The organism is Streptomyces hokutonensis (genome assembly GCF_042751305.1).
Lineage (GTDB): Bacteria > Actinomycetota > Actinomycetes > Streptomycetales > Streptomycetaceae > Streptomyces > Streptomyces hokutonensis_A.
Genome location: NZ_JBHYWD010000011.1, coordinates 303957 through 329589, shown reverse-complemented (window position 1 = coordinate 329589; position 25633 = coordinate 303957). Strand labels below are relative to the sequence as shown.

Below are 25633 nucleotides of genomic sequence, written 5' to 3'. Positions count from 1 at the left end.
GAGAACCAGGGAACAGGCGGGCGGCACACACATACGGGAGCCCGATGCCTCGGATCGTGCCGACCATTTCATGGCGGTCACACAGAGTCGTCATAGGGGGGCAACGCCCGTACGCACGACGGTGAGGCGGGCGGCTCGTCGGCCGTCCACCTCACCGTTCTCGTACGCGCCGCGGCTACGCCGGGGCGATCATCCCCGCCGACAGGTCGATGTCGGCCCCGCACAGGCCGGGCATCGCGAGCATCGCCACCAGCGCCTGCGCGACCTCGTGCTCCTCCACGAGCCGGCCGAGGGCCGCCCGGGAGGCGAAGTCGCGTTCTGCCTCGGCCACGGTGCAGCCGGTCAGTTCGGCGGTGAGCCGGAAGTTGCGGTCCATACGCGGGCCCCGAACCGGGCCGGGGGAAAGGGAGTTGACCGCGATCCCCTGCGGGCCGACCTCCCCGGCGAGGGTCCGCGTCAGTCCCAGCAGCGCCATCTTGGAGGCGGTGTACGGGGTGCGGTTGAGGAGCGGGCGTTTGCCGCTGACCGAGGCCACGTTGACGATGTCGCCGCGTCCGGCCGCGAGCATCGGGGGCAGGAAGGCCCGGCACATCAGATAGACGCCCCGGACGTTGGCGGCGAACACGTCGTCCCACTCGTCCGGCTCGATGTCGACGAGGGGCCGGACGGGGCCTGCGACTCCGGCGTTGTTGACGAGCAACGACACGTCCTCGTCGGCGAGTTGGGCGGCCAGGCCGCTCACCGCCGACGGATCGGAGACGTCACAGGAAGCCGTACGGGCCTGTCCGCCGTCCTTGACCACACGTGCCGCCGCCTCCGCCAGCGCCGCCTCGTTGCGCCCGACCAGGATCACCCGGGCGCCGGCGTCCGCGAGGGCGAGCGCGAAGGCGCGCCCCAGCGGTCCGCCGCCACCGGTGATCAGCGCCGTACGTCCGTCCAGGGTCATGCGGTGTTCCACGGCAGCTCGTCGCCCGCCGCCTTCGCCGCCCGTACGTCACCGGAGCGTGCATGCCCCTCGAACAGCTCGACGCGGGCCGCCCGTCCGCACAGGCGGCCGAGCAGTGTCTGGGAGTGGGTGTCGGTGACCTCCTGGTAGGTCACGGTCTTGAGGTACTTCCCCACCCACAGGCCGCCCGTATAGCGCGCGGCCCCACGTGTGGGCAGCACATGGTTCGTGCCGATGACCTTGTCGCCGAACGACACACAGGTGCCCTCGCCGAGGAACAGGGCGCCGTACTGGGTCATCCGCTCCAGCGCGAGGCGGGGTTCGGCGGTCAGCACCTCGACGTGCTCGAAGGCGAACTCGTCGGCGAGGGCGTACAGCTCGTCGAGCGTGTCGACGACGTGCACCTGGCCGTGGTCGCGCCAGGCGGGACCGGCGAAGTCGCGGGTGGGCATGCCGGGCAGGAGGCGTTCCACCTCGGCGATGGTCCGCTCGGCGACCTCGCGGGAGGTGGTGATGAGGACGGCCGGGGAGTCCGGGCCGTGCTCGGCCTGGGAGAGCAGGTCGACGGCGCAGACGAACGGGTCGGCCTGCTCGTCGGCGAGGACAAGGATCTCGGTCGGCCCGGCGAACAGGTCGATGCCGATCTCCCCGAACAACTGCCGCTTGGCCTCGGCGACATAGGCGTTGCCGGGTCCGGCGATGAGGTTCACCGGCCGCATCGTGTCCGTCCCGACGGCCATGGCGGCCACCGCCTGCACTCCGCCGAGCAGCCAGATCTCGTCGGCGCCGGCGAGATGCATGGCGGCGACGGTGGCGGCCGGGATCTCGCCGTGGATGGGCGGTGTGCAGGCGACGACCCGCGGCACGCCCGCGACCTTGGCGGTGACGATGGTCATGTGGGCGGAGGCGGTGAGCGGGTAGCGGCCACCGGGTATGTAGGCACCCGCCGCCTGCACCGGGATGTGCTTCTGGCCGAGGCGCACGCCCGGCAGCGTCTCGACCTCGAACTCCCGCAGGGAGTCCAGCTGATGGCGGGCGAAGGTACGCACCTGGTCCTGGACGAAGCGGATGTCGTCGATGACCTGCTGCGGCACCGACGCGACAATCTTCTCGACCTCCTCGTCCGTCAGCCGGAAGGAGTCGGGGCTCCACTTGTCGAACTTCTCGGAGTAGGCGCGCACCGCCTCGTCGCCGCGCGCGCGGATGTCCGCGATGACGCCGGTCACCGTCTCCCGCACCTGGTCGAGGGAGGCGGTCACCTCTGACTTGGGCACGGCGTGCTTCAGGATCGTTGCCACAACTGCGGCCTTTCTCATGCGGGTTGGGTGTTCTGCTCAGACCGGCGGCGCTTCGAACAGCACGTCGGGGTCGTTGAACTGCTCCTTGGCGACCGACTCGCTCATCGGGTCGGCGGTGCCCCACTGGTCCTGGGTGATCGGGTCGTCGACGTCGTGGCGGCCGGGGTGCCACAAGTCCTCTTCGAGGACGGCGAGTTCGGTCGTGTACTCGACGGTGTTGCCGTGCGGGTCGTGGAAGTAGGAGAAGGTGTTGTCGCCCGCGAGATGCCGGCCGGGCCCCCAGGTCAACCGGGTCCCGGCGCGCAGTGCCCGCCCGGTGCCGCGCATGTACTCCTCGACCCCGCGCATCTCGAACGAGGCATGGTGCAGGGAGACATGGGGCCCTCGGGCGATGGCGAAGGAGTGGTGGAGCGGGCTGCACCGCAGGAAGTACATGAGGTCGCCCATGTGCGTCGAGTACAGGGTGTCGGTGAGCCGGAACCCGAGGTGCTGGACGTAGAAGTCCCTGAGCCCTTCCGGGTTTTGGGAGTTGACCACGCAGTGCGAGAGCCGGACGGGGATCGCCTCGCGCTCCGCTATCTTCCGGTGGCTGCGGGTGGCGACGTCGGCCGAGATCTCGACGACCCGGCCGTCCGGGTCGAAGAACCGGAAACCGTAGCCACCGCCCGGGGTGTCCAACGCGCCCGGCTCGCCCAGGAGTTGGACGCCAGCCCGCCCGAGGCGCCCATGCAACTCATCCACCGCAGTCGGCGAGACGGCCCCGAATGCCACCAGGTCCATCCGCTTCCGCTCGTCCTCGCGGATGCGGACGATGTACTGCTCGGGGCTGCCCTCGGCCGCGAAGAAGGCGACACCGCTGTCGCCGGCGACCTCGGTCAGGCCCCAGGTGCTGCCGTAGAAGGCGCGCTGGCGGGCGAAGTCCGGTACGGCCAGGTCGACATGGCGCAGATGGGTGATGGGCTGAAAGGTCACTGTCCGCTCCTGACGGTGTTGCGCTGGTGCCCGAGACCGGTGATCTCCGACTCGAGGACGTCGCCGGGCTTCAGGAAGACGCCCCAGTGCGCGCCGTTGCCGGCCGGGGAACCGGTGAGCAGCAGATCGCCGGGGCGCAGCGTGGTGGTCGTGGAGACGTAGGCGATGAGCCGTGGGATGTCGAAGATCATGTCCTTCGTGGACTCGTCCTGGCGGACAACTCCGTTGTGGCGCAGGGTGATCCGCAGGTCTCCGGGGTCTCCGACGAAGGCCGCCGGTACCAGGAAGGGCCCGGTCGGCAGGAAGGTGTCGGCGTTCTTGGCGGTGAACCAGTCGGTGCCGATGGCCTTCAGGTCGGGCCGGTAGAGGCGGTCGCGGGTGGTGAGGTCGTTCGAGATCGTGTATCCGGCGACGTGATCCATCGCGTCCTCGGCCTGGATGTTCTTGCCCGACTTGCCGATGACCAGGGCGAGTTCGAGTTCCCAGTCGTGCTGTTCGCCGAGCGCGGGGAGCACGATGTCGTCGTAGGGACCGCTGATCGCGCGCGGGGAGCCCAGGAAGACGTACGGAACGCCGTTGCGGGCGCGCTCGTCCATCATCGACTCGGCGTCGGCACGGGCCTCTTCGGGGGTGGCGCCGTGCACGCTCTCCTTCTCGGCGGCGACCAGATCGACCACGTGCTTGCGGTAGTTGGCGCCGCTCTGCAGGATCTGGCCGGGCTCGATCGGGGTCAGGACCCGCAGGGCGGCCAGCTCGTGCCACGTGCCTTCGGAAGACCGGGCGATGTCACCCAACCGGGGCAGCCAGTCGTCCCAGTCCTCGACGAGCGCCCGGACCGAGGGCACGAGGTCGGAGAGGTCGCGCACTCGGGAACCGGTGACCAGGCCGGGGAAGACCGCCGCGCCGGCAGCGAACGTACCGAGTGCGAAGGGTCCGGCATGGGTGGGCTGTGGATCGGGCACGGCGCTCTCCTCGTACGGGTGGGGGCTCGCCCTCGACGCTAGGCAGCCCGGACATCCGGCGGAAATGACGATCCGCGATGCCTGCCATCACCGGCCGCGCAGGCCCTCAACTGGGCCTCCATCGCCGTACGGGATGCATGACGTCCCCCTTGCCGATGCCTCGATCCGTTGACCGTGGATCGACCGCCCACGCAGGCTCGGAGCACCCACTTTCCCGAGGAGAAGAACGTGATAGTCGAGCATGCCGAGCTGACCGTCGAGGCGGGTCGGGAGCGGGAGTTCGCGGAGGTGTTCGGCAAGGCCCGCGAGGTGTTGGCCGAGGCCGAGGGGTTCCGCTGGGCCGAGTTGCTGCGCGGCGTCGAACGGCCGGGAGTCTTCCTGCTGTTGGTCGGCTGGGACTCGGTCGAGGCACACATGGCCGGCTTCCGGGAGTCCGAGGCCTTCGCGCGCTGGCGGGCCCTGGTCGGACCGTTCTTCGCCGGGGCGCCGGCGGTCGAGCACTTCCACGAACTCGGCGCCCGCTTCTCCGGCTGACACCCCCGCTCCGCTGTCTACGTTCTCAAGGATCGCCCATGCCCGTACAGAAGGTGCTCGTCGTAGGCGGCGGCATCACCGGTAGCGTGCTGTGTCTCGCGCTCGCCCAGCGGGGCGCCGAGGTGGAGCTCGTCGAGATCTCTCCGCAGTGGTTCGGTGTGGGCCATGGCATCACCGTCCAGGGCAACGCGCTCAAGGCGCTGCGTTCCGTGGGTGTTCTGGACCGGGTGCTGGCCCGGGCGGTGCCGTTCGACATCATGCGGCTGCGTACGGCCGACGGCGGGCTGATCACCGAGTTGAACACCCCGCACACCGGAGGGCCCGAACTGCCGTCCACGGCGGGCGCGTTGCGGTCGGATCTGCAGGACGCGCTGTGCGACGCGGTGCGCGGACACGGGGTGCGGGTCCGCCTCGGGCTGAGCGTGGAGGGGCTCGACCAGTCGCCCGGCCATGTGGACGTGTCCTTCACGGACGGTTCGACCGGCCGCTACGACCTCGTCGTGGGCGCCGACGGCATCAACTCGGCGATGCGCGCCCTGATCGGTATCGACGCCAAGCCCGCTCCCGTCGGCATGTCGATCTTCCGGGTCGTCGCGGAGCGCCCGGCCGAGATGGACTGCGCCGAGGTGTACTACGGCGGCCCCCGTTTCAAGGCCGGCTACAGCCCGATCTCGCCGGACCAGTGCTACGCCTACCTCCTCGACGAGAACCTCGACGCCTCGCTCATCGGCCCGCGCGCCCCGCTCTCCCTGCTGCGCGAGCGCGGCGCCGGGTACGGCGGGACCTGGGGGAAGATCCTCGCCTCGCTGCCCGACGACACGGCGGTCGACTACCGCTGGATCGAGGCGATCCTCGTCGACGAACCCTGGCACCGGGGCCGCGCGATGGTCATCGGTGACGCCGCGCACGCCTGCCCCCCGCTGATCGCGCAGGGCGCGGCGATGTGCATGGAGGACGCGGTGCTGCTGGCGGAGCTGGTGACGGCGGACGAGCCTACGGAGAAGGCCCTGGACCGCTTCATGGCCAGGCGGCTCCCCCGGGTGCGGATGGTCCTGGAGAACTCCCTGCGGCTAGCCGACTGGGAGATCCACCCGGGCACACCCGGCGCCGACCCGGCCCGCATCATGTCGGAGACGCTGGCCAACCTGACGGCGGCGGCGTGACCGGCTCACCGGTGGTCGACTTCCACGGCCACCTCGCCGTCCCCGCCGCCGACACCCTGGTGGCGGGCACCCCGGGTCTCGCCACCGAACTCGCCGCCGAGCAGCGCGCCCACTCCCCCGCGTCCTTGGCCGTCAATCGCGCCCAACTCCAGCGCCTGGCAACCAAGTTGACGGACGTCACCGCCCGTCTCGCGGACCTCGACGCGATGTGCGTCGACATCCAGGTGGTCGGCCCGATGCCGATGCACCACTACTGGGCGGACCAGGACCTCGCGATCCGGCTCACCCGTACCGTCAACGAGGCCGTGGCCGCCCACTGCGCCACCGCGCCGGACCGCCTGTTCGGCCTGGGCACCGTCCCGCTCCAACACCCGGACCTGGCCGTCGCGTTGCTCGACCAGGCGGTCAACGACCATGGCCTGTACGGCATCAGCGTCTCCACCACGGTCGACGGCCGCGAACTCGCCGACCCATCACACGACACGCTGTGGCAGCGGGCCGAGGAACTGGGCGCGGTCGTGTTCGTCCACCCCTGGGGCTGCTCACTCGGCGAACGCCTGGCGACCAACTACCTGGGAAACACGGTCGGTCAGCCCGTCGAGACGACCGTCGCGCTCTCGCAGCTCATCTTCACCGGTGTCCTCGACCGCTTCCCGCGCCTGAAGCTGGTGGCGGCGCACGGCGGCGGCTATCTGCCGACGTACATCGGCCGTTCGGACCACGCCTGGGGGGTGCGTGAGGACGCGCGCGGCTGCGCCGAGTTGCCCAGTTCCTATCTGCGGCGGATGTGGTTCGACGCGCTGGTGTACACCCCGCGCGGACTGCGCCGACTCGTCGAGGAGGTGGGCGTGGACCGGGTCGTCCTCGGTACCGACCATCCCTTCGACATGGGCGTCGACGACCCGGTGGCCCGCCTGGACGCGGCCGGGCTCGACCCCGCCGACCGGGCCGCGATCGCCGGGGGCAACGCTCTCGACCTGCTGTTGAAAGGACACACCCGATGACGACACGCCCCGCTCTCGGCCCGATCGAGGAAGAGCTCGCCAAGGCCCGTTCCGCCTACCGCAATTGGGGCCGCTGGGGCGAGGACGACGTGCTCGGCACCCTGAACTTCATCGACGACGCGATCCGCGCCCACGCGGTGGGCCTGGTGCGGCGCGGGCGGTCCTTTTCCCTCGCCCAGGAGTTCAACGAGTCGGGTCCGCAACGCGGTTTCCGCGGCCGCATCAACCCCGTGCACTACATGAAGGACACCGGCTCCGACGCGGCGGCCGGCACCCAGGGTTTCCCGCACGGCTTCGGCGGCGCCGACGACCACATCGTGATGCCCCTGCAGGCCTCCACGCAGTGGGACGGCCTGGGCCACATCTACGACAACAAGCAGGCGTGGAACGGCCGTCCGTGCACCATCGTCAACGGCGACGGCGACTCCGTCACCGGCATCGAGCACATGAAGGACGCCTTCACCAGCCGCGGAGTCCTCCTCGACGTGGGCCGTGCGGTCGGCGACGAGCACGGTGAACTCCCGGACGGATTCCCCATATTGGAGGAGCATCTGCGCGCCACGATCGAGACGCAGGGCGCCACCAGTTCGGTCCGGCGCGGCGACCTCGTCCTGATCCGCACCGGCCAACTCGGCCGCGTACGGCGGCTCGGCGCGTGGGGCGGTTACGCCGCCGGTGACGCCCCCGGCCTCTCCTTCACCACCCTCGGCTGGCTGCACCGCACCGAGATCGCGGCGATCGCCTCCGACACCTGGGGACTTGAGGTACGGCCGTACGAGTTCCCGCAGCCCGCGATGTCTCCGCTGCACCAGATCGCGATCCCGAACATGGGCCTCCCACTGGGCGAGATGTGGGACCTGGAGGCACTGGCGGAGGACTGCGCGGCCGACGGTGTCTTCGAGTTCCTGCTGGTCGCCGCGCCGTTGCCGGTGACCGGCGCGGTGGGCGCCCCCGTCAACCCGATCGCGATCAAGTGAGCACGCGCATGAATCTCAACCGATTCTCCGGCACCCTCCACCTCCCCGACGACGAGGACTTCGAGACGGCGTGCTTCGGCCGGGTCTTCAACGCCCGCCGCCCGTACGACCGTTCACCGGCCGCCGTCCTGATGGCCGAGTCGGAGCAGGACGTGGTGGAGGGAGTACGACTCGCTCTGGAGCGGGGCTGGCAGGTCGCCGTCCGCTCCGGCGGCCACAGCTGGGCCGCCTGGTCGGTGCGCGAGGACGCGCTGCTGATCGACCTCGGGGGCTTCCGCGAGATGGCGTACGACCCGGGGACCGGGATCGTGACGGCGACCCCCAGCGTCAGGGGCGGCGACGAACTCAACCCGTATCTCGGGGAGTTCGGACGCTTCTTCAACGGCGGGCACTGTCCCTCCGTCGGCATCGGCGGCTTCCTGCTCCAGGGCGGGCAGGGCTGGAACGCGCGGGGCTGGGGCTGGGCGGCGGAGAACATCGTGGCGATCGATGTCGTCACCGCCGAGGGCGAGTTGGTACGCGCCGACGAGAGCCGGCACAGCGACCTGTTCTGGGCGGCACGCGGCGCGGGCCCGGGCTTCTTCGGCATCGTCACCCGCTTCCATCTGCGCACCCGCCCGCTGCCGAAGTACCTCGGACACACGGTGCACGCGTATCCGCTGGATCTGTTCGACGAGGTCATGACCTGGCTGCACGGCATGCATCACACGGTCTCGGGCCTGGTGGAGATCGTCGCGCTCACACAGACACCACCCGACCTGGACGAACCGGTGCTGCTGGTCACGGGCGTGTCGATGACCGACACCGCCGAGCAGGCCGCCGAGGCGCTGGCGCCACTGCACGCCAACCCGTACGCGGACCGGGCCCTGTTCCGCGTGGAGGCCCAACAGACCACGCTGGCAGCGCAGTTGGCGGGCCAGCGCATCGCCAACCCCGAGGGCCACCGCTACCTGGTCGACAACGCCTGGCTGACGGGCCCAGCCGACGAGGTCGTACCGGCTATCCGCAAGGCGTTCACGGAGCAGCCCACCCGGCAGACCTTCACCATCTGGTTCTCCATGGCCCCGCTGCGCCAACTCCCCGACATGGCCTTCTCGTTGCAGTCGGAGATCTACTGCGCCACGTACGTCATCCACGACGACCCCGCACGGGACGCGGAGTTGCGCACCTGGCTGGACGAAGCGATGGCGGACATGCGACCGGTCACGGCCGGCCAGTACCTCGGCGACTCCGACTTCACCGTGCGGCAGTTGAGGTTCATGGGCGACGAACAGTGGCGGCGGCTGCGGGAAATCAGGACCGCACGCGACCCCAAGGGGCTCTTCGCCGGCTATCTGAGCGCGGAGACCGTCACCAACACCAACCACTGGGAGCAGTGAGCGATGCGTTTCGCGACATATGAGTACGAGGGCGTGGAGCGCGCCGGGGTCGTCCGGGACGGGACCGTCCATCCGCTGCCCGAGGGCGTCACCGTACTGACCCTGTTGGAGCAGGAGGTGCTGCACGCAGCCGGTACCGAAGCGCTGCGCCAGGCAAGCGACTTGACGGTGGATCAGGTGCGGCTGCTGCCTCCGCTGAAGCCGCCGTCCATCCGGGACTTCGTCGGGTTCGAGGCGCACATCGAGGGGGTGTCGAAGTCACTGGACGGTCTTGAGCACGTGCCCGAGGAGTGGTACCGGGCTCCGAACTTCTACTTCACCAACCCCCATGCCGCGTACGGCGCGCATGACGACATACCTGTCCCGGCGGGCTGCTCGGTGCTCGACTTCGAGCTGGAGGTCGGCGTGGTCATCGGCGGCGCCGGGCGTGATCTCACGCCGGAGCGGGCGCGCGAGCACATCGCCGGCTATCTGGTCTTCAACGACTGGTCGGCTCGCGATCTCCAGAAGCCGGAGAAGAACCTCGGGCTCGGCTTCTCCAAGGGCAAGGACTTCGCGAACACGCTGGGTCCCTGTCTGGTCACCGCCGACGAGGTCGAGGACCGGCGCGACCCGGACGGCTTCCTGGACCTGGAGATGACGGTCACCCTCAACGGCGAACTGATCGGCCGCGACACCCTCGCCAACGTCTCCTGGACCTTCGAGGAGATGATCGCCTACGCCTCCCGCGACGCCTGGGTGCGCCCCGGGGACATCCTCGGCTCGGGCACCTGCGGCTGGGGCGCGCTGGCCGAGTTCTGGGGCCGGGTCGGCGAGCGCACCCCGCCACCACTCAAGCCGGGCGACGAGGTCACCCTCGCGGTGGAGCGCCTCGGCACCCTCTCCAACCGCGTGGTGCCCGGCCGTACGGACGTATACCTGCCGCGCGCCCGCAAGCGCGGCCGGACCCCACGGCCGTAGACCCGATCGCCAACCCTTCCGACCTGCAATCATCCGGGGATCCGATGGCAGCTATCGGATCCCTGTGACTTGCCTCCCGAACTCTTCCTCGGCGGGAAGGCGGTCGTTACGCTCCGGTTTCACCGAGCTTCAACGACGCGGCCGGAAGGACAGGCGCATGGGTCTGGGAGCAATCGACCTGAATCTTCTGGTGGCTCTGGAAGCCCTCCTGGAGGAGAAGAACGTCACCCACGCGGGGGTGCGGCTGTCCACCAGCCAGTCCGCGATGAGCGGCTCCCTGGCCCGGCTGCGGCGGCACTTCAACGACGAGCTGCTGGTGCGGGTGGGCCGCGAGTACGAGCTGACCCCGCTCGCGGAGCGGCTGCTGCCGGTCGTCCGGTCCTCCCTGCACAAGGCGGAGGAGGCACTGTCCCTGACCAGGCACTTCGATCCCTCGCGCAGTCGGCAGCGGTTCTCGGTCGTGATGTCCGACTACGTCATGACGGTGTTCGTGGAACCGCTGCTGCGGGCCCTCGCGCAGGAGGCCCCCGGCATTCGGATCGACTTCCACCCGATCGTCATGGGGCAACTGGAGACCGAGACGCATCTGCGCTGTCACGACCTGATGATCGTGCCGCTCGGCTATCAGCTGCCGGGGGTGAGCGAGGCCGTGATGCACGACCGGTTCGTATGTCTCGTCGACCCGGACAACCCTCGTCTGGTGGACGGTCGGCTCTCGCTGCGTGACCTCGCCGAGATGCCCCACGCGGCCTGCGCGGTCGGCAAACTCACGCCCGCCGACCGGCAGTTGGAGACCCTGGGCATCACACCTCGGGTGCAGGTGAGCACGCCCGGCTTCAACGTGCTGCCGTTCCTGGTGAGTGGCACCGACCTGGTCGCCGTAGTGCCCGAGCGGCTCGCCCGGCGCTACGAGGGCTTCGCGCGCTGCGCCGTCGTACCGACGCCCTTCCCGGACGTACCGCTGGTGGAGGCCATGTACTGGCACCACAACCGGCACGCGGACCCGGCGCACCGCTGGCTGCGGGAGACGGTCCGCGAGGTGGGCGCGTCGCTGGACGACCCGGTGGCGCGCGAGATCGCCGGCGCGGATGCCACCCATGCCGATCGTGCGTTTCCGGAGCTGACCGCGGCTTCCTAGCGTGGACGGGAGACAGCCCGCACCCCTTGGAGGCAACCGTGAGCCGCACGCGTCTGGCCGGTCGTACCGTCGTCGTCACCGGGGCCGCGCAGGGCCAGGGAGCCGCCGAGGTGACGGCCGCGGCCCGGGAGGGGGCGACGGTGATCGCGACCGACGTCCTGGACGAGGCGGGCGAGAAGCTCGCCGCGTCCCTGCGCGCCGACGGCCTGGACGTCGTCTACCGGCACCTGGACGTGTCGTCCGAGGACGACTGGGCGGACCTCGCGGCTTCCCTCACCGAAGTCCACGGCCTGGTCAACAACGCGGGCATCCCCATGCGGGCGCGGCTCGGCGACGTCCAACTCGCCGACTGGAACCAGGCGTTCGCGGTGAACACCACGGGCGCCCTGCTCGGCATCCAGGCGCTCACCCTGCTGATGCCGGCCGGATCGTCCATCGTGAACGTCGGCTCGGTCGCGGGTCTCACCGCGCATCACGCGGTCGCGTACACCGCGAGCAAGTGGGCGCTGCGCGGCCTCTCGAAGGTCGCCGCACTGGAGCTGGCGCCGCGCGGCATCCGTACGAACGTGATCCACCCCGGCTACATCGAGACCCCGCTGATGGCGTCCGCGAACCCGGTGTTCGTCCAGGCCCATCTGTCGCTGACGCCCCAGGGCCGGGCGGGGACGGTGGACGAAGTGGCGCCGCTGGTCGTCTATCTGCTGTCGGACGAGGCGTCGTACGTCAACGGCGCGGAGATCACCGTGGACGGCGGGTACGCGGCGCACGGCGGGGTGAAGGCGATCACGAACGCCCTCGACGCCACGTGACGGCCGGCGTCCTGAGCGACACCGGCCGTCGTGGGCGAGGAGTGCGGCGCTACTGATCGGTGCGGTCGGTGCGGAAGTTGGCGGTCAGCCGGTTGATGCTCTTGACCGCGAGTTCGGCGAAGTTCGAGCGGGCGACGATGGCGGTCGTCTCGCCGTGCCGCCGGACGCTGCGCAGGTCGCGCTGGACCTGGCGCGAGAGCTGGTGGAGTTCGCGTTGGGCGGTGGCGAGCCGCTGCTCGGCGGCGCTTCGGGCCTGCCGGTGCTCGCGCCGGGTGCGCGGAGTGCCGGTGCTGTCGGACGAGGTCTCTGTGGGCATGTCGGTGCTCGCTTCCGTGGCGGTGGGTCGGGTCGCCGCGAGGGGCCGTACGCCGACGGTGTCCAAGTAGGCTTCTACGGTGGGGAGTTCGGCGGTGTCGACCACGGCGGCGACGTATCCGTCCGGGCGGACGAGCACCCACTGCTCGGAGGAGAGTCCGTAGGCGCTCTGGACGCGGTCGCCGCTGTCGACGATGTCGCCCCGGGTGCCGATGGTGTGGATGTGCAGGCCGGGGCGCGGTGCCGGGGCGGAAGCCTCGTCGACGTCGTGGCCGAGGAGGGTCCAGTGAGGTCCTTGGAACAGGCTGAACAGGCGGGTGGGGAGGCCGCCCGCGCCGGCGACGGGCGCGTCGGGCGCGCGGTCGCCGGCAAGTACGCCCTTGTCGCGCGCTGAACTGTGCAGCGAGAGGGGCGAGTTCAGGTAGCCGAGGTCGAGCTGGCTGACCTCGCGGCCCCGGTGGATGTCACGGTTCTTGGCGGCTTCGAGCAGCTTCTCGGACAGGCCGAGGACGGCTTCGGCGATGGGCCGGCGTTCCTGCTCGTACGTCTCCAGCAGGGAGTCCGGGGCGCCGTCGAGTACGGCGGCGAGCTTCCAGCCGAGGTTGTAGGCGTCCTGGACACTGGTGTTGAGGCCCTGTCCACCGGTCGGCGGGTGGCAGTGCGCGGCGTCCCCGGTCAGCAACACGCGACCCCGCCGGTAGGTGTCGGCCAGCCGGGCGTTCATCTGGAAGGCGGACGCCCAGGACACGGAGCGGATGACGACGTCGTCGCGGCCGGTGCGTTCGCGGAAGAAGGCGGTGAGTCCCTCGGCCGAGAGGTCCAGGTCGACGTCGAAGGGGACGGGGGCCTGGAGCTGGAACATGTCGGTGCCGTAGAGCGGGCACATCGACACCTGTCCCGCGGTGTCCTCGCCCCAGCGGTGCCAGGCGTCCGCCGAGACGCCGTCGACGTACACGTCGGCCACGATCGCCCGTACCCCGAGGGTCTTGCCGGGGAAGCCGATGCCAAGTGCCTTGCGGACGAAGCTCGATCCGCCGTCGGCGCCGATCAAGTACTTTGCGCGTACGGCCTGTTGGCCGTCCGGGGTGGTGATGCGCGCGGTCACGCCGTCGCCGTCCTGGTCGAATCCGACGAGTTCGTGGCCGTAGTGCGGGACGTGACCCAGCTCGACCAGCCGTTCGCGCAGTCGGCGCTCGGTGAGGAACTGCGGGACGAGCAAGGGTATTTGGTACGGCTCCTCGGGCGTCGGCTCCGACATCTCCACGCCGACCTGGTCGATGGGCCCGTCGGCGGTGTAGACGCGCTGGACGGGATACTCGCCGCCTGAGGCGACGATCCGGTCGATCACGCCGAGGTCCTCGAACACCTCCTGGCTGCGGGGCTGGATGCCCTTGCCCCGGGACCCTACGAACGGCTGCGGCGCCTTGTCGATCAGCAGGAAGGCGATGTTCCTGCGGGCGAGGTCGAGGGCGAGGGTCAGACCGGCCGCGCCGGTGCCGCAGATGATGACGTCGGTGTCCGTGGTGTGGGACATGGCTCCAGGCTCCTTGGGTAATTCCAGTACGAGTTGCATGAAGGGGACGCCGGGGTCAGGGCACCAGGACGGTGCGCACGCCCGGGACCTCGGGCGCGTTCCAGACGCTCTCGACGTCGGCGAGAGGTACCGCCTTGGCGGTGACCGCGATGCCGCCGCTCTCGATCTCCTCGACGAGGGACGGGAGTTCCTCCAGGTACGTCCTGGTCGACACGGCGCCCTGGCCGTTGCCCTGGAGCCGGAAGTTGGCCGAGCGCAGTGCCACTGACGGGAGTTCGATGGTGGGACCCGCCATGGCGCCGATCTGGATCCAGTTCAGGGCACGGCTCCGGTCGGCGCGGGCCCGCAGCACCGCCATGATCGCGTCACCGGCGGGCTTGCCCCACAAGTAGTCGATGACCAGGTCGACTTCGGCGGCCTCCTTGGCCAGCGCCGTCGCGGTGGCCTCGGCGTCGTCGGTGAGCGCGACGGTCGCGTCCGCGCCGATTCCGGGCAGGGCCGCCAGGCGGGCCCGGTCGCGTCCGGCGCCGACGACCCGCCCGGCACCGAGCCGCTTGGCGACCTGGACGGCCATCTGTCCGGCGTTGCCGGTGGCGCCGAGGATGAGCACCGACTGCCCTGCCTCGATCGGGACGCGGCGGCGCAGCGCCACCCAGGACGACATGGCGGGGTTCATCGCGGCGGCGATCTTCACGACGTCCGCGCCGTCGGGCAGCGGGATGCTGTGCCGACTGTCGATGACGGTCCGGGTGGCCATCGGGCCGACCAGTTCGTCGTCGGCGACGAAGTACACCAGGCTCCCGTCCGCACGCCGACCGACCCCGTCGACGCCCGGCACCATCGGCAGCTTCCCGGTGCTGGTGTAGTGGCTGCCCGACGCGCCGGTGCGGACTCGGGGGTGCAGGCCCACGGCGAGGACGTCGACGATCTCCTGGTCCTCGTCGGTCGGCGCGGGCAGGTCGAAGGGCTCGTAGCGGGGCGGGTTGTCGAACGAGCTGACCACCGCGGCGTGGACGTCCATGAGAGCTCTCCTCAGGTGTGGTACGTGGCACGGAAAGTACGCGACACAGAAAGTACGTGATGCGGAAAGTACGTCGCACAAATTAAATTAGTAGGTGCCACGTACCTTTGCAAGTAGAATCCGGAACATGACCCCACCGCACGACACCCCGCCCCCGGCGGCCGAGGACCTCGGCCTGGTCGACGCCCTCGCCCAGCTGTCGTTCCTGGTGCAGAGCGCACTCGCCGAAATCGCGGCGCAGTACGACCTGTCGCTCGTCCAGACCCGGATGCTCGGGATACTGCGGGACCGGGAGCCGACGATGAACCAGCTCGGCCGGCACCTCGGCCTCGACAAGTCCTCGATGACAGGCCTCGTCGACCGGGCGCAGCGCCGGGGCCTGGTCACCCGTACGGCCAGTACCGTCGACCGCCGCTCGTTCCAGGTGTCGATCACCGACGCCGGCCGACAGCTCGTGGAGCAGGTCGCCGCGCAGTTCGCCGAGCGGATCGAGAGGTGTGTCGAGCCTCTTCCAGGCACCGACCGGGAGCGGCTGTCGCGGATGGCGACGCGGATCGTGACCGCCGACGCCCACACCCGCGGCATCGACCTGCGCACCGATCCCCGCTGACCGGACTCCGTCAGAGGGAGCCGCGCGGCACCGTCACTACATGCTTGCCCACGACACCGCCGCGCTCGAACGCCTGGTGCGCCGCGGCGATGTCCGCGAGCGGATACACACTGTCGATCACAGGGCGCAGCGCACCCGAGGCGACCCGGTCGGCCACCTCGCGCAGCACGGGCGTCTCGGGGTTGGCGCTGAAGGTGCGGATACGGCGGGAGCCGTGCACGCTCGACGCGGCGATCGCGGCAATGGCGGACGGGGAGAGTCCCACGGTGACCATGCGGCCGCCCTTGGCCAACCGGCCTCGGTAGCAGTGCAGTTCGGTGCCGACGGTGTCGACGATGACGTCGAACGGCCCGATCTGCTCCGAGGTGGTGGAGCCGTAGTCCAGCACCTCGTCGGCGCCGAGGTCGGTGAGGAGCTCGGCGTGCCGGTCGCGGGCCAGCGCGGTCACGTGGCCGCCCATCGCGTGCGCCAACTGCACGGCGGCCGTACCGACTCCGCCGGCCGCACCCCGCACCAGGACCCGTTCCCCGCTCGCCAGGCGCACACTGTCGCGCAGCGCGATCAGCGCCGTGGAACCGGCGACCACCAGGGCGGCCGCCTCGACCGACGAGAGGTCCGCCGGGGCGTGCGAGATGCGCTCCGTCGGAACCACGACGTACTCCGCCGCCCCCGCGACGGAGTGCCGCTGCCGGGGATGCACCATGCCCCACACCCGGTCACCGACCCGGTAGCCCTCGACACCGGCGCCGGTCGCGGCGACGACACCGGCGAAGTCCAGCCCCACACCGATCGGGAAGCGGCGCCCCGACACCAGCTTCAACTCCCCTGCCCGGACGATCACATCGTGCCCGTTCACGCTGGACGCCTCGACCGACACGAGGACCTCTCCCGCGTCGGGGGTGGGACGGTCGACCTCGTTGACCTGCAGTACGTCCGCCGTACCGAAACCCGTGATCTGAACGGCCTTCATGTCGCTGTTCCTTCCGTGGCCCGCTGTGTGGTTGATCCGATGCTGGACCCCGCACGCGACATCACGGTCGTTCTCCCTTTCCTGGGTCCGGCAGACCCACCCTCGCGGGCCGCACCGACGGCATACTGGCGCGGTGACCGACTCCTCCCACGCCATGAGCGACGATCCCCGACGCGAACTCGCGGAGTTCCTGCGCACCCGCCGAACTCGGCTGCGGCCGGAGGACGTTGGACTGGAGCCCGGCGGGAGGCGGCGCGTGGCGGGGCTGCGGCGCGAGGAGCTGGCCCTGCTGGCGGGGGTGAGTTCGGACTACTACCAGCGCATGGAGCAGGGACGCGACGTCCGCCCCTCCGAACAGGTCCTCGACGCCCTCGCGCGCGCCCTGAACTTCTCCGCCGAGGAGTCGCGCCACCTGCACAGCCTCGCCGCCGCCGCGCGTACTCCGGGCCGCCCGCCGCGTTCGTACGAGCCGGAGGAGGTACCGGACACCACGCTACGGCTGCTGCACGGCATGACCGCGCCCGCTCTGGTCGTCGGCCGCTTCCTCGACGTACTGGCCTGGAACCCGCTCGGCGGCGCCCTGCTGGGCGACTTCACCCGGCAGCCCCAGCGGGAGCGGAACCTGCTTGCACTGTTCCTCCGCCCCGAGGCCGACCGGACCTGTCCGAACCGGGCGGCCACGGTAGCGGAACTGATCGGGATGCTGCGGACGCACGTCGCCGCCGATCCCGGCCACCCGCGTGCCGTCGAGCTGGTGGGTGAACTCGCCGTCCGCAGCGACGAGTTCGCGGCCCTGTGGGCCCTCCACGACGTGGAAGAACCCACCCGCGGACAGATGCGCCTCGACCACCCCCGGGTCGGCGAACTGAACCTGGACTGGGACGCCTACCCGATACCGGGCAACCCCGGCCCCGCCCTCATGGTCTGCACCGCCGCCGAAGGCAGCCTCGACGCCGAACGACTCCAACTCCTCGCCGGCCTGCTCGACGTCCGCTGAGGCCGGCCCTCGGTCAGCCGCCCGGCCGGAGTCCCGCGAGCCGCCGCTCCAGAAACCTTCGCTCCGCCGCGTTCTCCACCAACTCCAGCGCCCGTCCGTACGCTTCGGCCGCCTCCGCCGTACGACCGCTGCGGCGCAGCAGATCGGCGCGGGTCGCGGGCAGCAGGTGGTAGTCGGCCAGTTCACCCGAGCGCTCCAGCTCGGCCACCAACTCAAGCCCCGCTTGCGGGTGTTGGGCCATGCCGACCGCCACGGCGCGGTTGAGGCGCACCACGGCCGAGGGCACGAGGCGCTCCAACTCGCCGTACAGGCCCGCGATATCGGCCCAGTCCGTCTCCTCGGCCGTGGGCGCGGTGGTGTGACAGGCGGCGATGGCGGCCTGGATCTGGTACGGCCCGGGGCGGCCCCGGCGCAGGGCCGTCTCCAGGAGGGCGGCGCCATCGTCGATCTCCGACCGGTCCCACGCCGTACGGTCCTGGTCCTCTAGTGTCACCAACTCACCCGCCGCGTCCACGCGCGTGTCGCGGCGGGCGTCGTGCAGCAGCAACAGCGCCAGCAGGCCCAGCACTTCGGGCTCGTCCGGCATCAACCGGGCCAGCACACGGGCCAGTCGGATCGCCTCCGCGCAGAGGTTCGTCCGGACGAGGTCTGCGCCTGATGTGGCCGCGTAGCCTTCGTTGAAGAGGAGGTAGACCACGCCGAGCACACCCGTTGTGCGCTCGGGCAGCAGATGCGCGGGCGGTACCCGGTAGGGGATACCGGCGTTGCGGATCTTCTTCTTGGCGCGCACCAGCCGCTGCGCCATGGTCGCCTCGGGGACGAGGAAGGCACGGGCGATCTCGGGAGTGGTCAGCCCCGCGAGCGTGCGCAACGTCAGCGCGACCCGGGCCTCGATGGGCAGCGCGGGATGGCAGCAGGTGAAGAGCAGCCGCAGCCGGTCGTCCTCGACCCCGCTGTCGTCACCGTCGTACTCCGGGTCGTACGGTCCCTCGTCCCGCCCCAGCACCGCGACCTCCCGGAGTTTCGCCGCCCCGACCGCCTCCCGGCGCAGGACGTCGAGGGCGCGGTTGCGGGCGGTGGTGGTCAGCCAGGCGCCGGGGCGGCGCGGGACACCGTCGCGCCGCCACCGGTCGAGCGCCTGGGCGAAGGCGTCCTGCGCGCACTCCTCCGCGAGGTCCCAGTCGCCGGTCACCCGGATCAGGGTGGCGACGACCTGGCCCCACTCCTCGCGGAAGGCGGCGGCGACCGCCTCCTCGACGTCCGGCACGTTCACTCCCAGACCGGCCGCACCTCGACCGAGCCGCCGGCGAGCGCGGCGGGGTGCCGGGAGGCGAGTGAGATCGCCTCGTCCAGGTCGGCGACCTCGATGATGTCGATGCCCGCCACGTACTCCTTGGACTCGACGAACGGCCCGTCGCTGAGCAGGACTTCGTCGCCCTGGACGCGGACGGTGGTGGCGTCGGAGGCCGGCCGCAGCCGGGCCCCGCCGCGCATCAGGTCACGACCGCGGACCTCCTCGATGTACGAGGTGAAACGGGGGTCGGCGGCGATCTCGGCGGGGCTGAGTTCCTCGCCTCCGACGGGGGTGCAGATGAGCAGGACGTACTTCACGGCTACTCCCCGGTCTTCTCGGTGGCGAGTGAGATGTGCTCGTGGATGATCTCCCAGCGCAGGCCGGTGTTGCGGTAGCCGGTGGTCACGCGCAGTACGTCGTCCAGCGGCCGGCCGTCGCTGCGGGTGCCGCGCAGCCGGACGAGGGCGTGGCCGAAGGCGACGGACTCGTCGACGTGGACGCTGAACTCCAGCACCTCGCGGGTCAGCGGCCAGGTCACGCCCCCGACGACGTCCTCCACGGCCTTGCGGAAGGCGGCGGTCCCGGGCCGTTCGGCGTCGAGCGCGCGGATCTGTGTCTCGCCGTCCTCCTCCCCGTCCATCGGCCAGAAGGGGCGCACCTCCATGGCACCGATGGTGGCCACGGGATGCTTGGCGGCGGCCTCGACGGCCTCCTCCAGGGTGTCGCACTCCAGGATGTCGAATCCGGCGACGTACTCCTTGGTCTCCGCGAACGGCCCGTCCGTACGGAGCACCTCCCCGCCGCGCACCCGTACGGTGACGGCGTCGGCGGGCAGCGCGAGCCGGTGGCCGTGCAGCCGTACGCCGCGGTCGCCCAGTTCCTCCACCCAGGGTTCGACGGGCGCCATACCGGAGGCGTCGGCGGTGTCGTCTCCGCACACGAGCAGCATGTACTTCATGGATCCTCCCGGTCCTCATGAGCTTCCTACACCCCACCGACGAACGCGGCCGGGCCGGATCGACACCCCCTTCGAAGAATTTCTTCGGGAGAACGCGAAGAGGCCGGGGCGACAAGGCCCCGGCCTCCTTCTACGACGTACGTCCTACGCGGTGGCGGCCTGTACCGACGGCTCCGCCGCCCCCACCGCCGCGCGCTCGGTGTTCTTGCGCACCAGCAGCAGGGTGACGACCGCGCCCAGCAGGGAGGCGCAGCCGCAGATGACCACGCCGAGGGCCATGCCGTGGCCGAGGGCGGTCTGCGCGGCGGCCTTGGCCTGGGCGCTGCCCGCGTTGACGACGGCGAGGGGTCCGGCCGCCTTCTCCATGCCCGCGTCGGCCCCGCTGAGCTTGCCGACGAGGGCGGAGGAGGCCGCGCTCATCGCGATGGTGCTGATGACGGCCGGGCCGAGGCCCTGGCCGAACTCGCGGACCAGGCTGGTCGCGCCGCTGGCCATGCCGGTCATGTTGATCGGTACGGCGTTCACGGCGGCGGACGTCAGCGAGGACACCACGCAGATGAAGCCGACGCCGAGGAGCAGCACCGGGCCGATGAAGGCGGCGAGGGAGGTGGTGGTGATGGGCAGCGCGGCGATCCAGAACTGGCCGGCGGCCATGGGCAGCAGGCCGCCCATCAGGAGCCAGCGGGCGTCGATCCTGGTGAGCATCCTGCTGAGCATCGGCGCGAGCAGCAGCGGGATCAACTGGAGGATCACGAAGGGCATTCCGGCCCGCAGCGGGCTCAGGTGCATGACCGCGCCGAGGCGGATCGAGACGCAGTAGGCGGTGCCGATGAAGCCGAACATGCCGGCCAGCGCGACGACCGCCGCCGCCGCGAACGAGGGGATCTTCAGCAGGCCGAGGTTGAACATCGGGGAGGCCGCGCGGGTCTCCGCGACGACGAACCCGACGAGCGCGACGGCCGCCAGGGTCAACGCGCCCACGATCGCCGCGCTGCCCCAGCCGCGGTCGCCGCCCTCGATGACGCCCCAGAGCAGGGCGGTGAGGCCGACGGCGATGGTGATCTGGCCCGGCCAGTCCAGCGCGCGGCCCTCGGGCGCCTTGGAGTCGGTGACCAGCTTCCAGCAGGCGACCGCGACGATCAGACCGAGGACGACCGGCGGCACGAACGCCCAGCGGAAGTCGGCGACCGTGGCGAGGACCCCGGAGGACAGCGGGCCGAGCGCGGAGGCCAGGGAGATCGACAGCGCCCAGGTGGAGACGGCTTTCGCCCGGTCCTTGCCGTCCGGTGTGGCCGCCGCGATGACCGCGAGGGAGCTGGGGAACAGCGCGGCGGCGCCGATGCCTGCCAGGGCCTGCCCGGTCCACATCATGGTGATGTTCTGCGAGGTGGCGTTGAGGAGTTCACCGAGCGCGAGGACGAGTCCGCCGAGCACCAGCAGCCGCTTGCGGCCGAAGAGATCGCCCACCACACCGAAATTCAGTTCCAGAATCGCGGTGGGGAGAATGAACGCGGAGGTGACCCAGGCGACCTGGGAACCCGAGGCGCCGAATGCGGCCTGGATTTCCCCGTTGATGGGCGAGGGAACGGTAATGCACAACTGTGCCGCCGCGACCGCGAGACAGCATGCTATGAGTGTTCCGGGGTCCAGTCTTTTCAAGGAGATCGATTCCGTCATCGTGCGTGCCCTCACTCTGCGTTTTTCTCTATGAGTTCGATGAGATTTCCCTCGGGGTCGCTGACCCAGGCCATGCGCACTCCGGGCTCGGGGGACGGCCCGGGTGCCATGACCTCGCCCGCGCCACGGGCCACCAACGCCTCGTGGACGGGGTCGAGTTCGGGGGTGGTGACCGCGAAGTGCCCGTATCCCTCGGTGAGTACGGCGGTCATCGGGTCCGGCGCGCGAAGGCCGGGGGCGGAGCCGGGTCTGGCGAGCAGCTCGATGCGCCAACCCCGCGGATGCTCCAGTACGACACCTCTCAGACCGGGCCCTTCGAGGCGGAACTCGAAGACGGTCTTCAGGCCGAACGCGCCCTGGTACCAGGCGGTTTGGGCGGTCAGGTCGCGCACGTTGACGCCCACGTGGTCGAGTCGGACGGTCACGGCGGCTCAGCCGGCCATCGCGCTGTCGCCGCCGTCGACCATGAGGTTGGCGCCGTTGACGAAGGCCGCCTCGTCGGAGCAGAGGAAGGCGGCGGCCCGCGCGATGTCCTCGGGCTGCCCCACCCGCCCGACCGGGATCCGCGCCTCCAACTGGGCCCTGGGGCCGTCCGGATCGTCGAGGAAGGGCGCGGTGGCGGAGGTGCGGGTCATGCCGGGGGCGATGGTGTTGACGCGGATGCGGTGCGGGGCACCGGCCGCGCACAGGTGCAGGCTCATCGCCAACACCCCGCCCTTGGCGGCTCCGTGGGGCACCATCGGCATGAACGGCGCCCCGCGTACGGCGGCCACGGAGGCGACGTTGAGGACGGCCCCGCCGCCACGGGCGATCAGGTGCGGCCAGGCGGCCTGGGTGCAGAAGTAGGGGATGTCCAGCTCGTTCTTGATGGTGAAGTACCAGTCCTCGGCGGGCATGGCCTCGAACGGGCCGTTCCGCAGCGCGGAGGCGTTGTTGTAGAGGATGTCGATCCCGCCGAAGGCCGCGATCCCGGCCTCGATCCACTCGCGGGCGCCGTCCTGGGTGGACAGGTCCACGGGGGCCAGGGACCACATGATTCCGCCGGCCTTTTCGACGAGTTCCACGGTTTCCGCGGCACTGTCCTCGTCGATGTCACAGCCGAAAACCTCGGCGCCCTCCGTCGCGAATATCTGCGCCGCGGCCCGCCCTATTCCTGCCCCCGTTCCACTGATGAAAGCGATTTTCCCGGCCAGTCGACCCATGATTGCCAAGTCCCTTGTCCCGTGCCGCCGTGGTGCGGTGGTGGCAGCGTAGGTACGGCCATTGGCGAGAACAAGAAATGGGTCGGCGAAGGGCCATCGGGGGTTCGTATGGCTGGTATGAGGCGCGGAGCGGCGGACTCGCCCCGCGTTTCACAGGAAACGTCAGAGCACGTCGAGGACGGCCTTCCCGCGCAGGCTGCGACCGCTCAGCGCCTCGGCGGCCTCCGCGATCCGGTCCCACGGGCCGCGCCAGCCGACCGGCACCCGCAGCCGGCCGTCGCCGACCAGCGCGAGCAGCCGCCTCAACTGCGCCTGCCGGTCGGTGAGTCCACCGCCGTTGTAGACCGACACGATCGCCTTGGGTGTGCTGCTGCCGAGCGTGACACCCACGGGCAGCACGGCCTCCCGCCCGGCGGCCCAGCCGACGCTCTGCAGACTGCCGCCCGGGGCCAACAGGCCGTAGGCGGACACCAGTTGGGCCCCGCCCACGATGTCGATCACGACGTCCAGCCTCGGCATGTCGTGACGGCTCGTCAGTTCAATTGGCGGGCCGTTTCGGCTTGTCGGGCTGGTGAGGGGCAGGCTGAGGGCCCGGCTGTCGCGTCGGGTGGGCGCCGGGTTCCACGGCTCCGCCGGGATGGTGCCGCTCGCGGGGACGGGAGAGTGCTGGTCATCCGGGGTTCGGGAGGGTGTCGAGCCGGGCCAGGGCTTCCGTGATCAGGTGGGTCCAGGGCCAGTGCTTGGCGAGGCGGAGGATGTGTCGGCGGCCGGTCGTGACGAGCTGGGCGGCGGTGGACAGCAGCCGCAGCCGCAGGCGGCGGGGTTCCCACAGCCGGGCCGTGCCGATCAGGGCGAGCATCGGCATCCAGGCCAGCAGGTCCAGGGCGATCTGGACGATCTCCAGCCAGATCCGGTTCTGCGCGGTGTCGTGGAGGGGAGGTCGCGCAGGCCGGTGGCGCGGGCGGCGCGGATGCGGTCCTCGGCTCTGGCGCGCTGGCGGTGGCGCAGTTCGAGTGCGGCGATCGGCACGTCCTTGGTGTTGGTGGCGAAGCAGGTCAGTCGCGTGCCGTCGGCGTCGGTGAAGCGCAACTGGGCGCCCGGATGCGGGCGTTCCTTGCGCACGATCAGCCGCATCCCCGCCGGCCGGCCCTTGAGGCAGTCGCCGTCGAGTTCGGCCACCCAGGCTCCGTCGCGGATCTCGTCGCCCGGCTCGACGGCGACCGTCCAGGCGGTGGCCGGGATGCGGAGCGCCGCGGCGTGGATGGCATCGGTGATGGTCATGCCGACCGAGTACGACAGCCACCGGCCCCTCGCCGCCAGCCAGGTCACGAACTTGTGGGTACCGCCGGCGGAGTCGGTACGGATCAGTGTCTGCCGTCCGCGCCGGTACTTCTTGGGCAACTGGGCCAAAGCGAGCTTCGCGGCGTCGATGTGGTCGGCGGCGGTGTTGCTGCCCGCGTTGCCCGGCCGCAGCAGACCGGCTACCGGCTCCCCGCTGCCGCCTGGGCCGTGGTCGACAAAGCCCATCAGCGGGTGGTGCCCGAACGTCTTCTTCCAGGTCGCGGCGGCGTCCTGCTTGTCGGAGTGAGCGATGACGAGCACTCCGTCGAGGTCCACGATCACTTGCCCGCCCGCGTCCGGAGCCTCCTCGCCGGCCAACTTCCACACCCGCTCGCGGACTTCCGCCCGTGCCGTCCAGAGCACATCGAGGGCCTTCAGCCCGGACGAGCCGAGGGCATCGACGAGGCGGGAGACCGTCGGGTCTGAGGCCACCGGCCCGAACACGCCCGGCTCGGCCCGCAACATGCCTACGTCCGCGAGGCAGTCCCCACCCAGCGCGACCGCCAGGGCCACATCCAGCAGGATCTTGCCCGGGTCGTGCACAGTCCGCGGCTTGCACCAGGGCGTCAGCGCGTTCGATATCGCCTGATCCAGCCCGGTCTTACGGACGGTCTCCACCAGCAGCACGCCGCCCGCCTGGCTGACCACTCCACCGCCCTCGACGCGGACACGCGGAGAGGACCCGATACGCTTCTTCACCTGGGAAGTGCTTCTTCCCTCGCAACGACAGGACCTTCGACAAGCCCTATCGTTGCAGGTCAGGAGCACTTGAGTTACTGCCTGACAGGTCGTCAGCAGCCGGGGGCAGGTCGACGCCTTCCGCAGTGAGCTTCGCGACGAGCCGGTCGTAGCAGGGGCGATGAGCCGCTTGGACCGGCTGGCCACGTTCCGCGCCGCCGTGGACGCGGGCTCTGCCGACCCGAAGAACACCTACGCGTACTACACCGGCGTGATCAGCGCGCTCAATGCCGCGGACCCCACCGAGGAGAAGGCCGCGCGCGGCGACCGGCAGTTGCGGGACGACCTTGCCGCCCTGCAGGCCCTCGCCGACGCGAAGGAGGCCGGTAGCCAGGAAGGCAGCCGGCTCAGCGGTGTTCTCGCCGCGGGTTCGTTCCGGGGAACCAACTACCTGGACTTCGCGGAGGTGCGGGCGACCCGTGTATCCGCCATGACGCGCTTCTTCAGAATCGCCACCCCCTCCCAGCGCGATGCCGTCGTGAAGATGTTCTCCTCGCCGGTGACCAAGCGCCTCGACGTCATCGAGAACGCGGCCCTCAAGGCCGCCGACGGGTCGAAGATCGACGCCGACGCCACGGGGTTCACAAACAACATGATTCGCGCCGACCGCACCGTGTACGACGCGCAACGCAGGGTCGACGCCGACGCGCGGGCCCGCGCCAAGGCCCTCAGTGCCGATGCCGCTGCCGCCCTAATCGGCTACCTCGCCCTTGGCCTGCTGGTGATCGCCGCCCTCGTCGCGGCCGCTGCCGCTCTCTGGACGGTGTGAGAACCTGTCTCTTATACACATCTGAGCCTGCCGTCGAAATGAGAGGTGTAGAACACGGTGGTCGC

The 25633-nt window shown here is 70.6% G+C and carries 24 protein-coding genes and 2 pseudogenes; 11 read left to right on the top strand and 15 right to left on the bottom strand.

Translation table 11 applies throughout. From position 1 onward, the window contains the following. Nucleotides 1–175: 175 nt before the first annotated feature. Genes ACFXC1_RS28970 through ACFXC1_RS28955 form a run of 4 tightly spaced genes read right to left on the bottom strand, consistent with a single transcriptional unit; the run spans nt 176 to nt 4178 of the window. Nucleotides 176–946, bottom strand: coding sequence for an SDR family NAD(P)-dependent oxidoreductase (locus ACFXC1_RS28970; RefSeq protein WP_381247647.1), 771 nt, complete (start codon nt 944–946; stop codon nt 176–178). Continuing rightward, on the bottom strand, nt 943–2262 hold the full coding sequence (gene hisD, locus ACFXC1_RS28965; RefSeq protein ID WP_381247644.1) for a histidinol dehydrogenase: 1320 nt from the start codon (nt 2260–2262) through the stop codon (nt 943–945). Before hisD ends, ACFXC1_RS28970 begins: the two co-directional genes overlap by 4 nt. Nucleotides 2263–2280: 18 nt before the next feature. Beyond that, a complete protein-coding gene (locus tag ACFXC1_RS28960) occupies nt 2281–3216 on the bottom strand; it encodes a VOC family protein (RefSeq protein ID WP_381247642.1) in 936 nt (311 codons plus the stop codon). Continuing rightward, nucleotides 3213–4178 carry a fumarylacetoacetate hydrolase family protein gene (locus ACFXC1_RS28955; protein WP_381247639.1) on the bottom strand — a complete coding sequence of 322 codons (966 nt, stop codon included), beginning with the start codon at nt 4176–4178 and terminating at the stop codon, nt 3213–3215. Before ACFXC1_RS28955 ends, ACFXC1_RS28960 begins: the two co-directional genes overlap by 4 nt. Before the next feature lie 228 nt (nt 4179–4406). Between ACFXC1_RS28955 and ACFXC1_RS28950 the strand changes: the two genes are divergently transcribed. The 8 genes from ACFXC1_RS28950 (at nt 4407) to ACFXC1_RS28915 (ending at nt 12142) form a co-directional block, all read left to right on the top strand. Beyond that, nucleotides 4407–4712 (top strand): antibiotic biosynthesis monooxygenase family protein, encoded by a 306-nt coding sequence (locus tag ACFXC1_RS28950; protein WP_381247636.1) that lies wholly within the window; start codon nt 4407–4409, stop codon nt 4710–4712. Between the two features lie 38 nt (nt 4713–4750). After that, the gene (locus ACFXC1_RS28945) at nt 4751–5875 is read left to right on the top strand and encodes an FAD-dependent monooxygenase (protein WP_381247634.1); all 1125 of its coding nucleotides are present in this window, start codon (nt 4751–4753) and stop codon (nt 5873–5875) included. Continuing rightward, complete coding sequence (locus ACFXC1_RS28940) at nt 5872–6879, top strand: amidohydrolase family protein (RefSeq protein WP_381247632.1); 1008 nt, start codon at nt 5872–5874, stop codon at nt 6877–6879. The genes ACFXC1_RS28945 and ACFXC1_RS28940 overlap by 4 nt, the downstream gene beginning before the upstream one ends. Beyond that, nucleotides 6876–7856, top strand: a complete 981-nt coding sequence (locus tag ACFXC1_RS28935) for a cyclase family protein (protein ID WP_381247629.1) — start codon at nt 6876–6878, stop codon at nt 7854–7856. Before ACFXC1_RS28940 ends, ACFXC1_RS28935 begins: the two co-directional genes overlap by 4 nt. A gap of 8 nt (nt 7857–7864) precedes the next feature. After that, nucleotides 7865–9235, top strand: a complete 1371-nt coding sequence (locus ACFXC1_RS28930; RefSeq protein WP_381247627.1) for an FAD-binding oxidoreductase — start codon at nt 7865–7867, stop codon at nt 9233–9235. A 3-nt stretch (nt 9236–9238) separates the two neighbouring features. Beyond that, a complete protein-coding gene (locus ACFXC1_RS28925; protein ID WP_381247624.1) occupies nt 9239–10195 on the top strand; it encodes a fumarylacetoacetate hydrolase family protein in 957 nt (318 codons plus the stop codon). 157 nt (nt 10196–10352) lie between these two features. Further along, complete coding sequence (locus ACFXC1_RS28920; RefSeq protein WP_381247621.1) at nt 10353–11333, top strand: LysR family transcriptional regulator; 981 nt, start codon at nt 10353–10355, stop codon at nt 11331–11333. Between the two features lie 38 nt (nt 11334–11371). After that, nucleotides 11372–12142, top strand: coding sequence for an SDR family NAD(P)-dependent oxidoreductase (locus tag ACFXC1_RS28915; protein WP_381247618.1), 771 nt, complete (start codon nt 11372–11374; stop codon nt 12140–12142). 49 nt (nt 12143–12191) lie between these two features. Here the strand turns inward: ACFXC1_RS28915 and ACFXC1_RS28910 are convergent, their stop codons facing one another. After that, nucleotides 12192–13991 (bottom strand): FAD-dependent oxidoreductase, encoded by a 1800-nt coding sequence (locus ACFXC1_RS28910; protein WP_381247615.1) that lies wholly within the window; start codon nt 13989–13991, stop codon nt 12192–12194. 55 nt (nt 13992–14046) lie between these two features. Beyond that, nucleotides 14047–15012, bottom strand: a complete 966-nt coding sequence (locus ACFXC1_RS28905; protein WP_381247612.1) for a zinc-binding dehydrogenase — start codon at nt 15010–15012, stop codon at nt 14047–14049. A gap of 127 nt (nt 15013–15139) precedes the next feature. On the opposite strand from ACFXC1_RS28905, the gene ACFXC1_RS28900 reads away from it, so the two are divergent. Continuing rightward, complete coding sequence (locus ACFXC1_RS28900; RefSeq protein ID WP_381247610.1) at nt 15140–15622, top strand: MarR family winged helix-turn-helix transcriptional regulator; 483 nt, start codon at nt 15140–15142, stop codon at nt 15620–15622. 10 nt (nt 15623–15632) lie between these two features. On the opposite strand, the gene ACFXC1_RS28895 is transcribed toward ACFXC1_RS28900, so the two are convergent. After that, the gene (locus ACFXC1_RS28895; protein WP_381247607.1) at nt 15633–16592 is read right to left on the bottom strand and encodes an NADP-dependent oxidoreductase; all 960 of its coding nucleotides are present in this window, start codon (nt 16590–16592) and stop codon (nt 15633–15635) included. A gap of 154 nt (nt 16593–16746) precedes the next feature. On the opposite strand from ACFXC1_RS28895, the gene ACFXC1_RS28890 reads away from it, so the two are divergent. Then, the gene (locus ACFXC1_RS28890) at nt 16747–17589 is read left to right on the top strand and encodes a helix-turn-helix transcriptional regulator (RefSeq protein WP_381247783.1); all 843 of its coding nucleotides are present in this window, start codon (nt 16747–16749) and stop codon (nt 17587–17589) included. A gap of 13 nt (nt 17590–17602) precedes the next feature. Here ACFXC1_RS28890 and ACFXC1_RS28885 read toward each other — a convergent pair whose 3' ends face one another. The 8 genes and pseudogenes from ACFXC1_RS28885 to ACFXC1_RS28850 all read right to left on the bottom strand — a co-directional run bounded on the left by ACFXC1_RS28885 (nt 17603) and on the right by ACFXC1_RS28850 (nt 24760). Next, nucleotides 17603–18862, bottom strand: a complete 1260-nt coding sequence (locus ACFXC1_RS28885) for an RNA polymerase sigma factor (RefSeq protein ID WP_381247605.1) — start codon at nt 18860–18862, stop codon at nt 17603–17605. Next, entirely contained in the window at nt 18859–19200 is a 342-nt protein-coding gene (locus tag ACFXC1_RS28880; protein WP_381247602.1) for a YciI family protein, read from the bottom strand. Before ACFXC1_RS28880 ends, ACFXC1_RS28885 begins: the two co-directional genes overlap by 4 nt. Before the next feature lie 2 nt (nt 19201–19202). Next, entirely contained in the window at nt 19203–19841 is a 639-nt protein-coding gene (locus ACFXC1_RS28875) for a YciI family protein (protein WP_381247600.1), read from the bottom strand. Nucleotides 19842–19985: 144 nt separating this feature from the next. Further along, nucleotides 19986–21518 carry an MFS transporter gene (locus ACFXC1_RS28870; protein ID WP_381247597.1) on the bottom strand — a complete coding sequence of 511 codons (1533 nt, stop codon included), beginning with the start codon at nt 21516–21518 and terminating at the stop codon, nt 19986–19988. An 11-nt stretch (nt 21519–21529) separates the two neighbouring features. Next, complete coding sequence (locus ACFXC1_RS28865) at nt 21530–21943, bottom strand: VOC family protein (RefSeq protein ID WP_381247594.1); 414 nt, start codon at nt 21941–21943, stop codon at nt 21530–21532. 6 nt (nt 21944–21949) lie between these two features. Beyond that, the gene (locus ACFXC1_RS28860; RefSeq protein WP_381247591.1) at nt 21950–22720 is read right to left on the bottom strand and encodes an SDR family NAD(P)-dependent oxidoreductase; all 771 of its coding nucleotides are present in this window, start codon (nt 22718–22720) and stop codon (nt 21950–21952) included. 162 nt (nt 22721–22882) lie between these two features. Continuing rightward, entirely contained in the window at nt 22883–23239 is a 357-nt protein-coding gene (locus ACFXC1_RS28855; RefSeq protein WP_381247588.1) for a zinc-binding dehydrogenase, read from the bottom strand. 151 nt (nt 23240–23390) lie between these two features. Then, nucleotides 23391–24760 (bottom strand): annotated as a pseudogene (locus ACFXC1_RS28850) (IS1380 family transposase). Nucleotides 24761–24866: 106 nt separating this feature from the next. Here ACFXC1_RS28850 and ACFXC1_RS28845 point away from each other — a divergent pair. Beyond that, a pseudogene (locus ACFXC1_RS28845) lies at nt 24867–25568 on the top strand (nitrate- and nitrite sensing domain-containing protein); the annotation flags it as partial. Nucleotides 25569–25633 lie beyond the last annotated feature (65 nt).

What these genes read in the sequence shown, in the direction of transcription:
- ACFXC1_RS28970 (WP_381247647.1), bottom strand. Translation starts at nt 946, where the DNA reads ATGACCCTGGACGGACGTACGGCGCTGATCACCGGTGGCGGCGGACCG.
- hisD (WP_381247644.1), bottom strand. Translation starts at nt 2,262, where the DNA reads ATGAGAAAGGCCGCAGTTGTGGCAACGATCCTGAAGCACGCCGTGCCC.
- ACFXC1_RS28945 (WP_381247634.1), top strand. Translation starts at nt 4,751, where the DNA reads ATGCCCGTACAGAAGGTGCTCGTCGTAGGCGGCGGCATCACCGGTAGC.
- ACFXC1_RS28935 (WP_381247629.1), top strand. Translation starts at nt 6,876, where the DNA reads ATGACGACACGCCCCGCTCTCGGCCCGATCGAGGAAGAGCTCGCCAAG.
- ACFXC1_RS28930 (WP_381247627.1), top strand. Translation starts at nt 7,865, where the DNA reads ATGAATCTCAACCGATTCTCCGGCACCCTCCACCTCCCCGACGACGAG.
- ACFXC1_RS28925 (WP_381247624.1), top strand. Translation starts at nt 9,239, where the DNA reads ATGCGTTTCGCGACATATGAGTACGAGGGCGTGGAGCGCGCCGGGGTC.
- ACFXC1_RS28920 (WP_381247621.1), top strand. Translation starts at nt 10,353, where the DNA reads ATGGGTCTGGGAGCAATCGACCTGAATCTTCTGGTGGCTCTGGAAGCC.
- ACFXC1_RS28910 (WP_381247615.1), bottom strand. Translation starts at nt 13,991, where the DNA reads ATGTCCCACACCACGGACACCGACGTCATCATCTGCGGCACCGGCGCG.
- ACFXC1_RS28905 (WP_381247612.1), bottom strand. Translation starts at nt 15,012, where the DNA reads ATGGACGTCCACGCCGCGGTGGTCAGCTCGTTCGACAACCCGCCCCGC.
- ACFXC1_RS28900 (WP_381247610.1), top strand. Translation starts at nt 15,140, where the DNA reads ATGACCCCACCGCACGACACCCCGCCCCCGGCGGCCGAGGACCTCGGC.
- ACFXC1_RS28895 (WP_381247607.1), bottom strand. Translation starts at nt 16,592, where the DNA reads ATGAAGGCCGTTCAGATCACGGGTTTCGGTACGGCGGACGTACTGCAG.
- ACFXC1_RS28890 (WP_381247783.1), top strand. Translation starts at nt 16,747, where the DNA reads ATGAGCGACGATCCCCGACGCGAACTCGCGGAGTTCCTGCGCACCCGC.
- ACFXC1_RS28875 (WP_381247600.1), bottom strand. Translation starts at nt 19,841, where the DNA reads ATGAAGTACATGCTGCTCGTGTGCGGAGACGACACCGCCGACGCCTCC.
- ACFXC1_RS28870 (WP_381247597.1), bottom strand. Translation starts at nt 21,518, where the DNA reads ATGACGGAATCGATCTCCTTGAAAAGACTGGACCCCGGAACACTCATA.
- ACFXC1_RS28860 (WP_381247591.1), bottom strand. Translation starts at nt 22,720, where the DNA reads ATGGGTCGACTGGCCGGGAAAATCGCTTTCATCAGTGGAACGGGGGCA.
- ACFXC1_RS28855 (WP_381247588.1), bottom strand. Translation starts at nt 23,239, where the DNA reads ATGCCGAGGCTGGACGTCGTGATCGACATCGTGGGCGGGGCCCAACTG.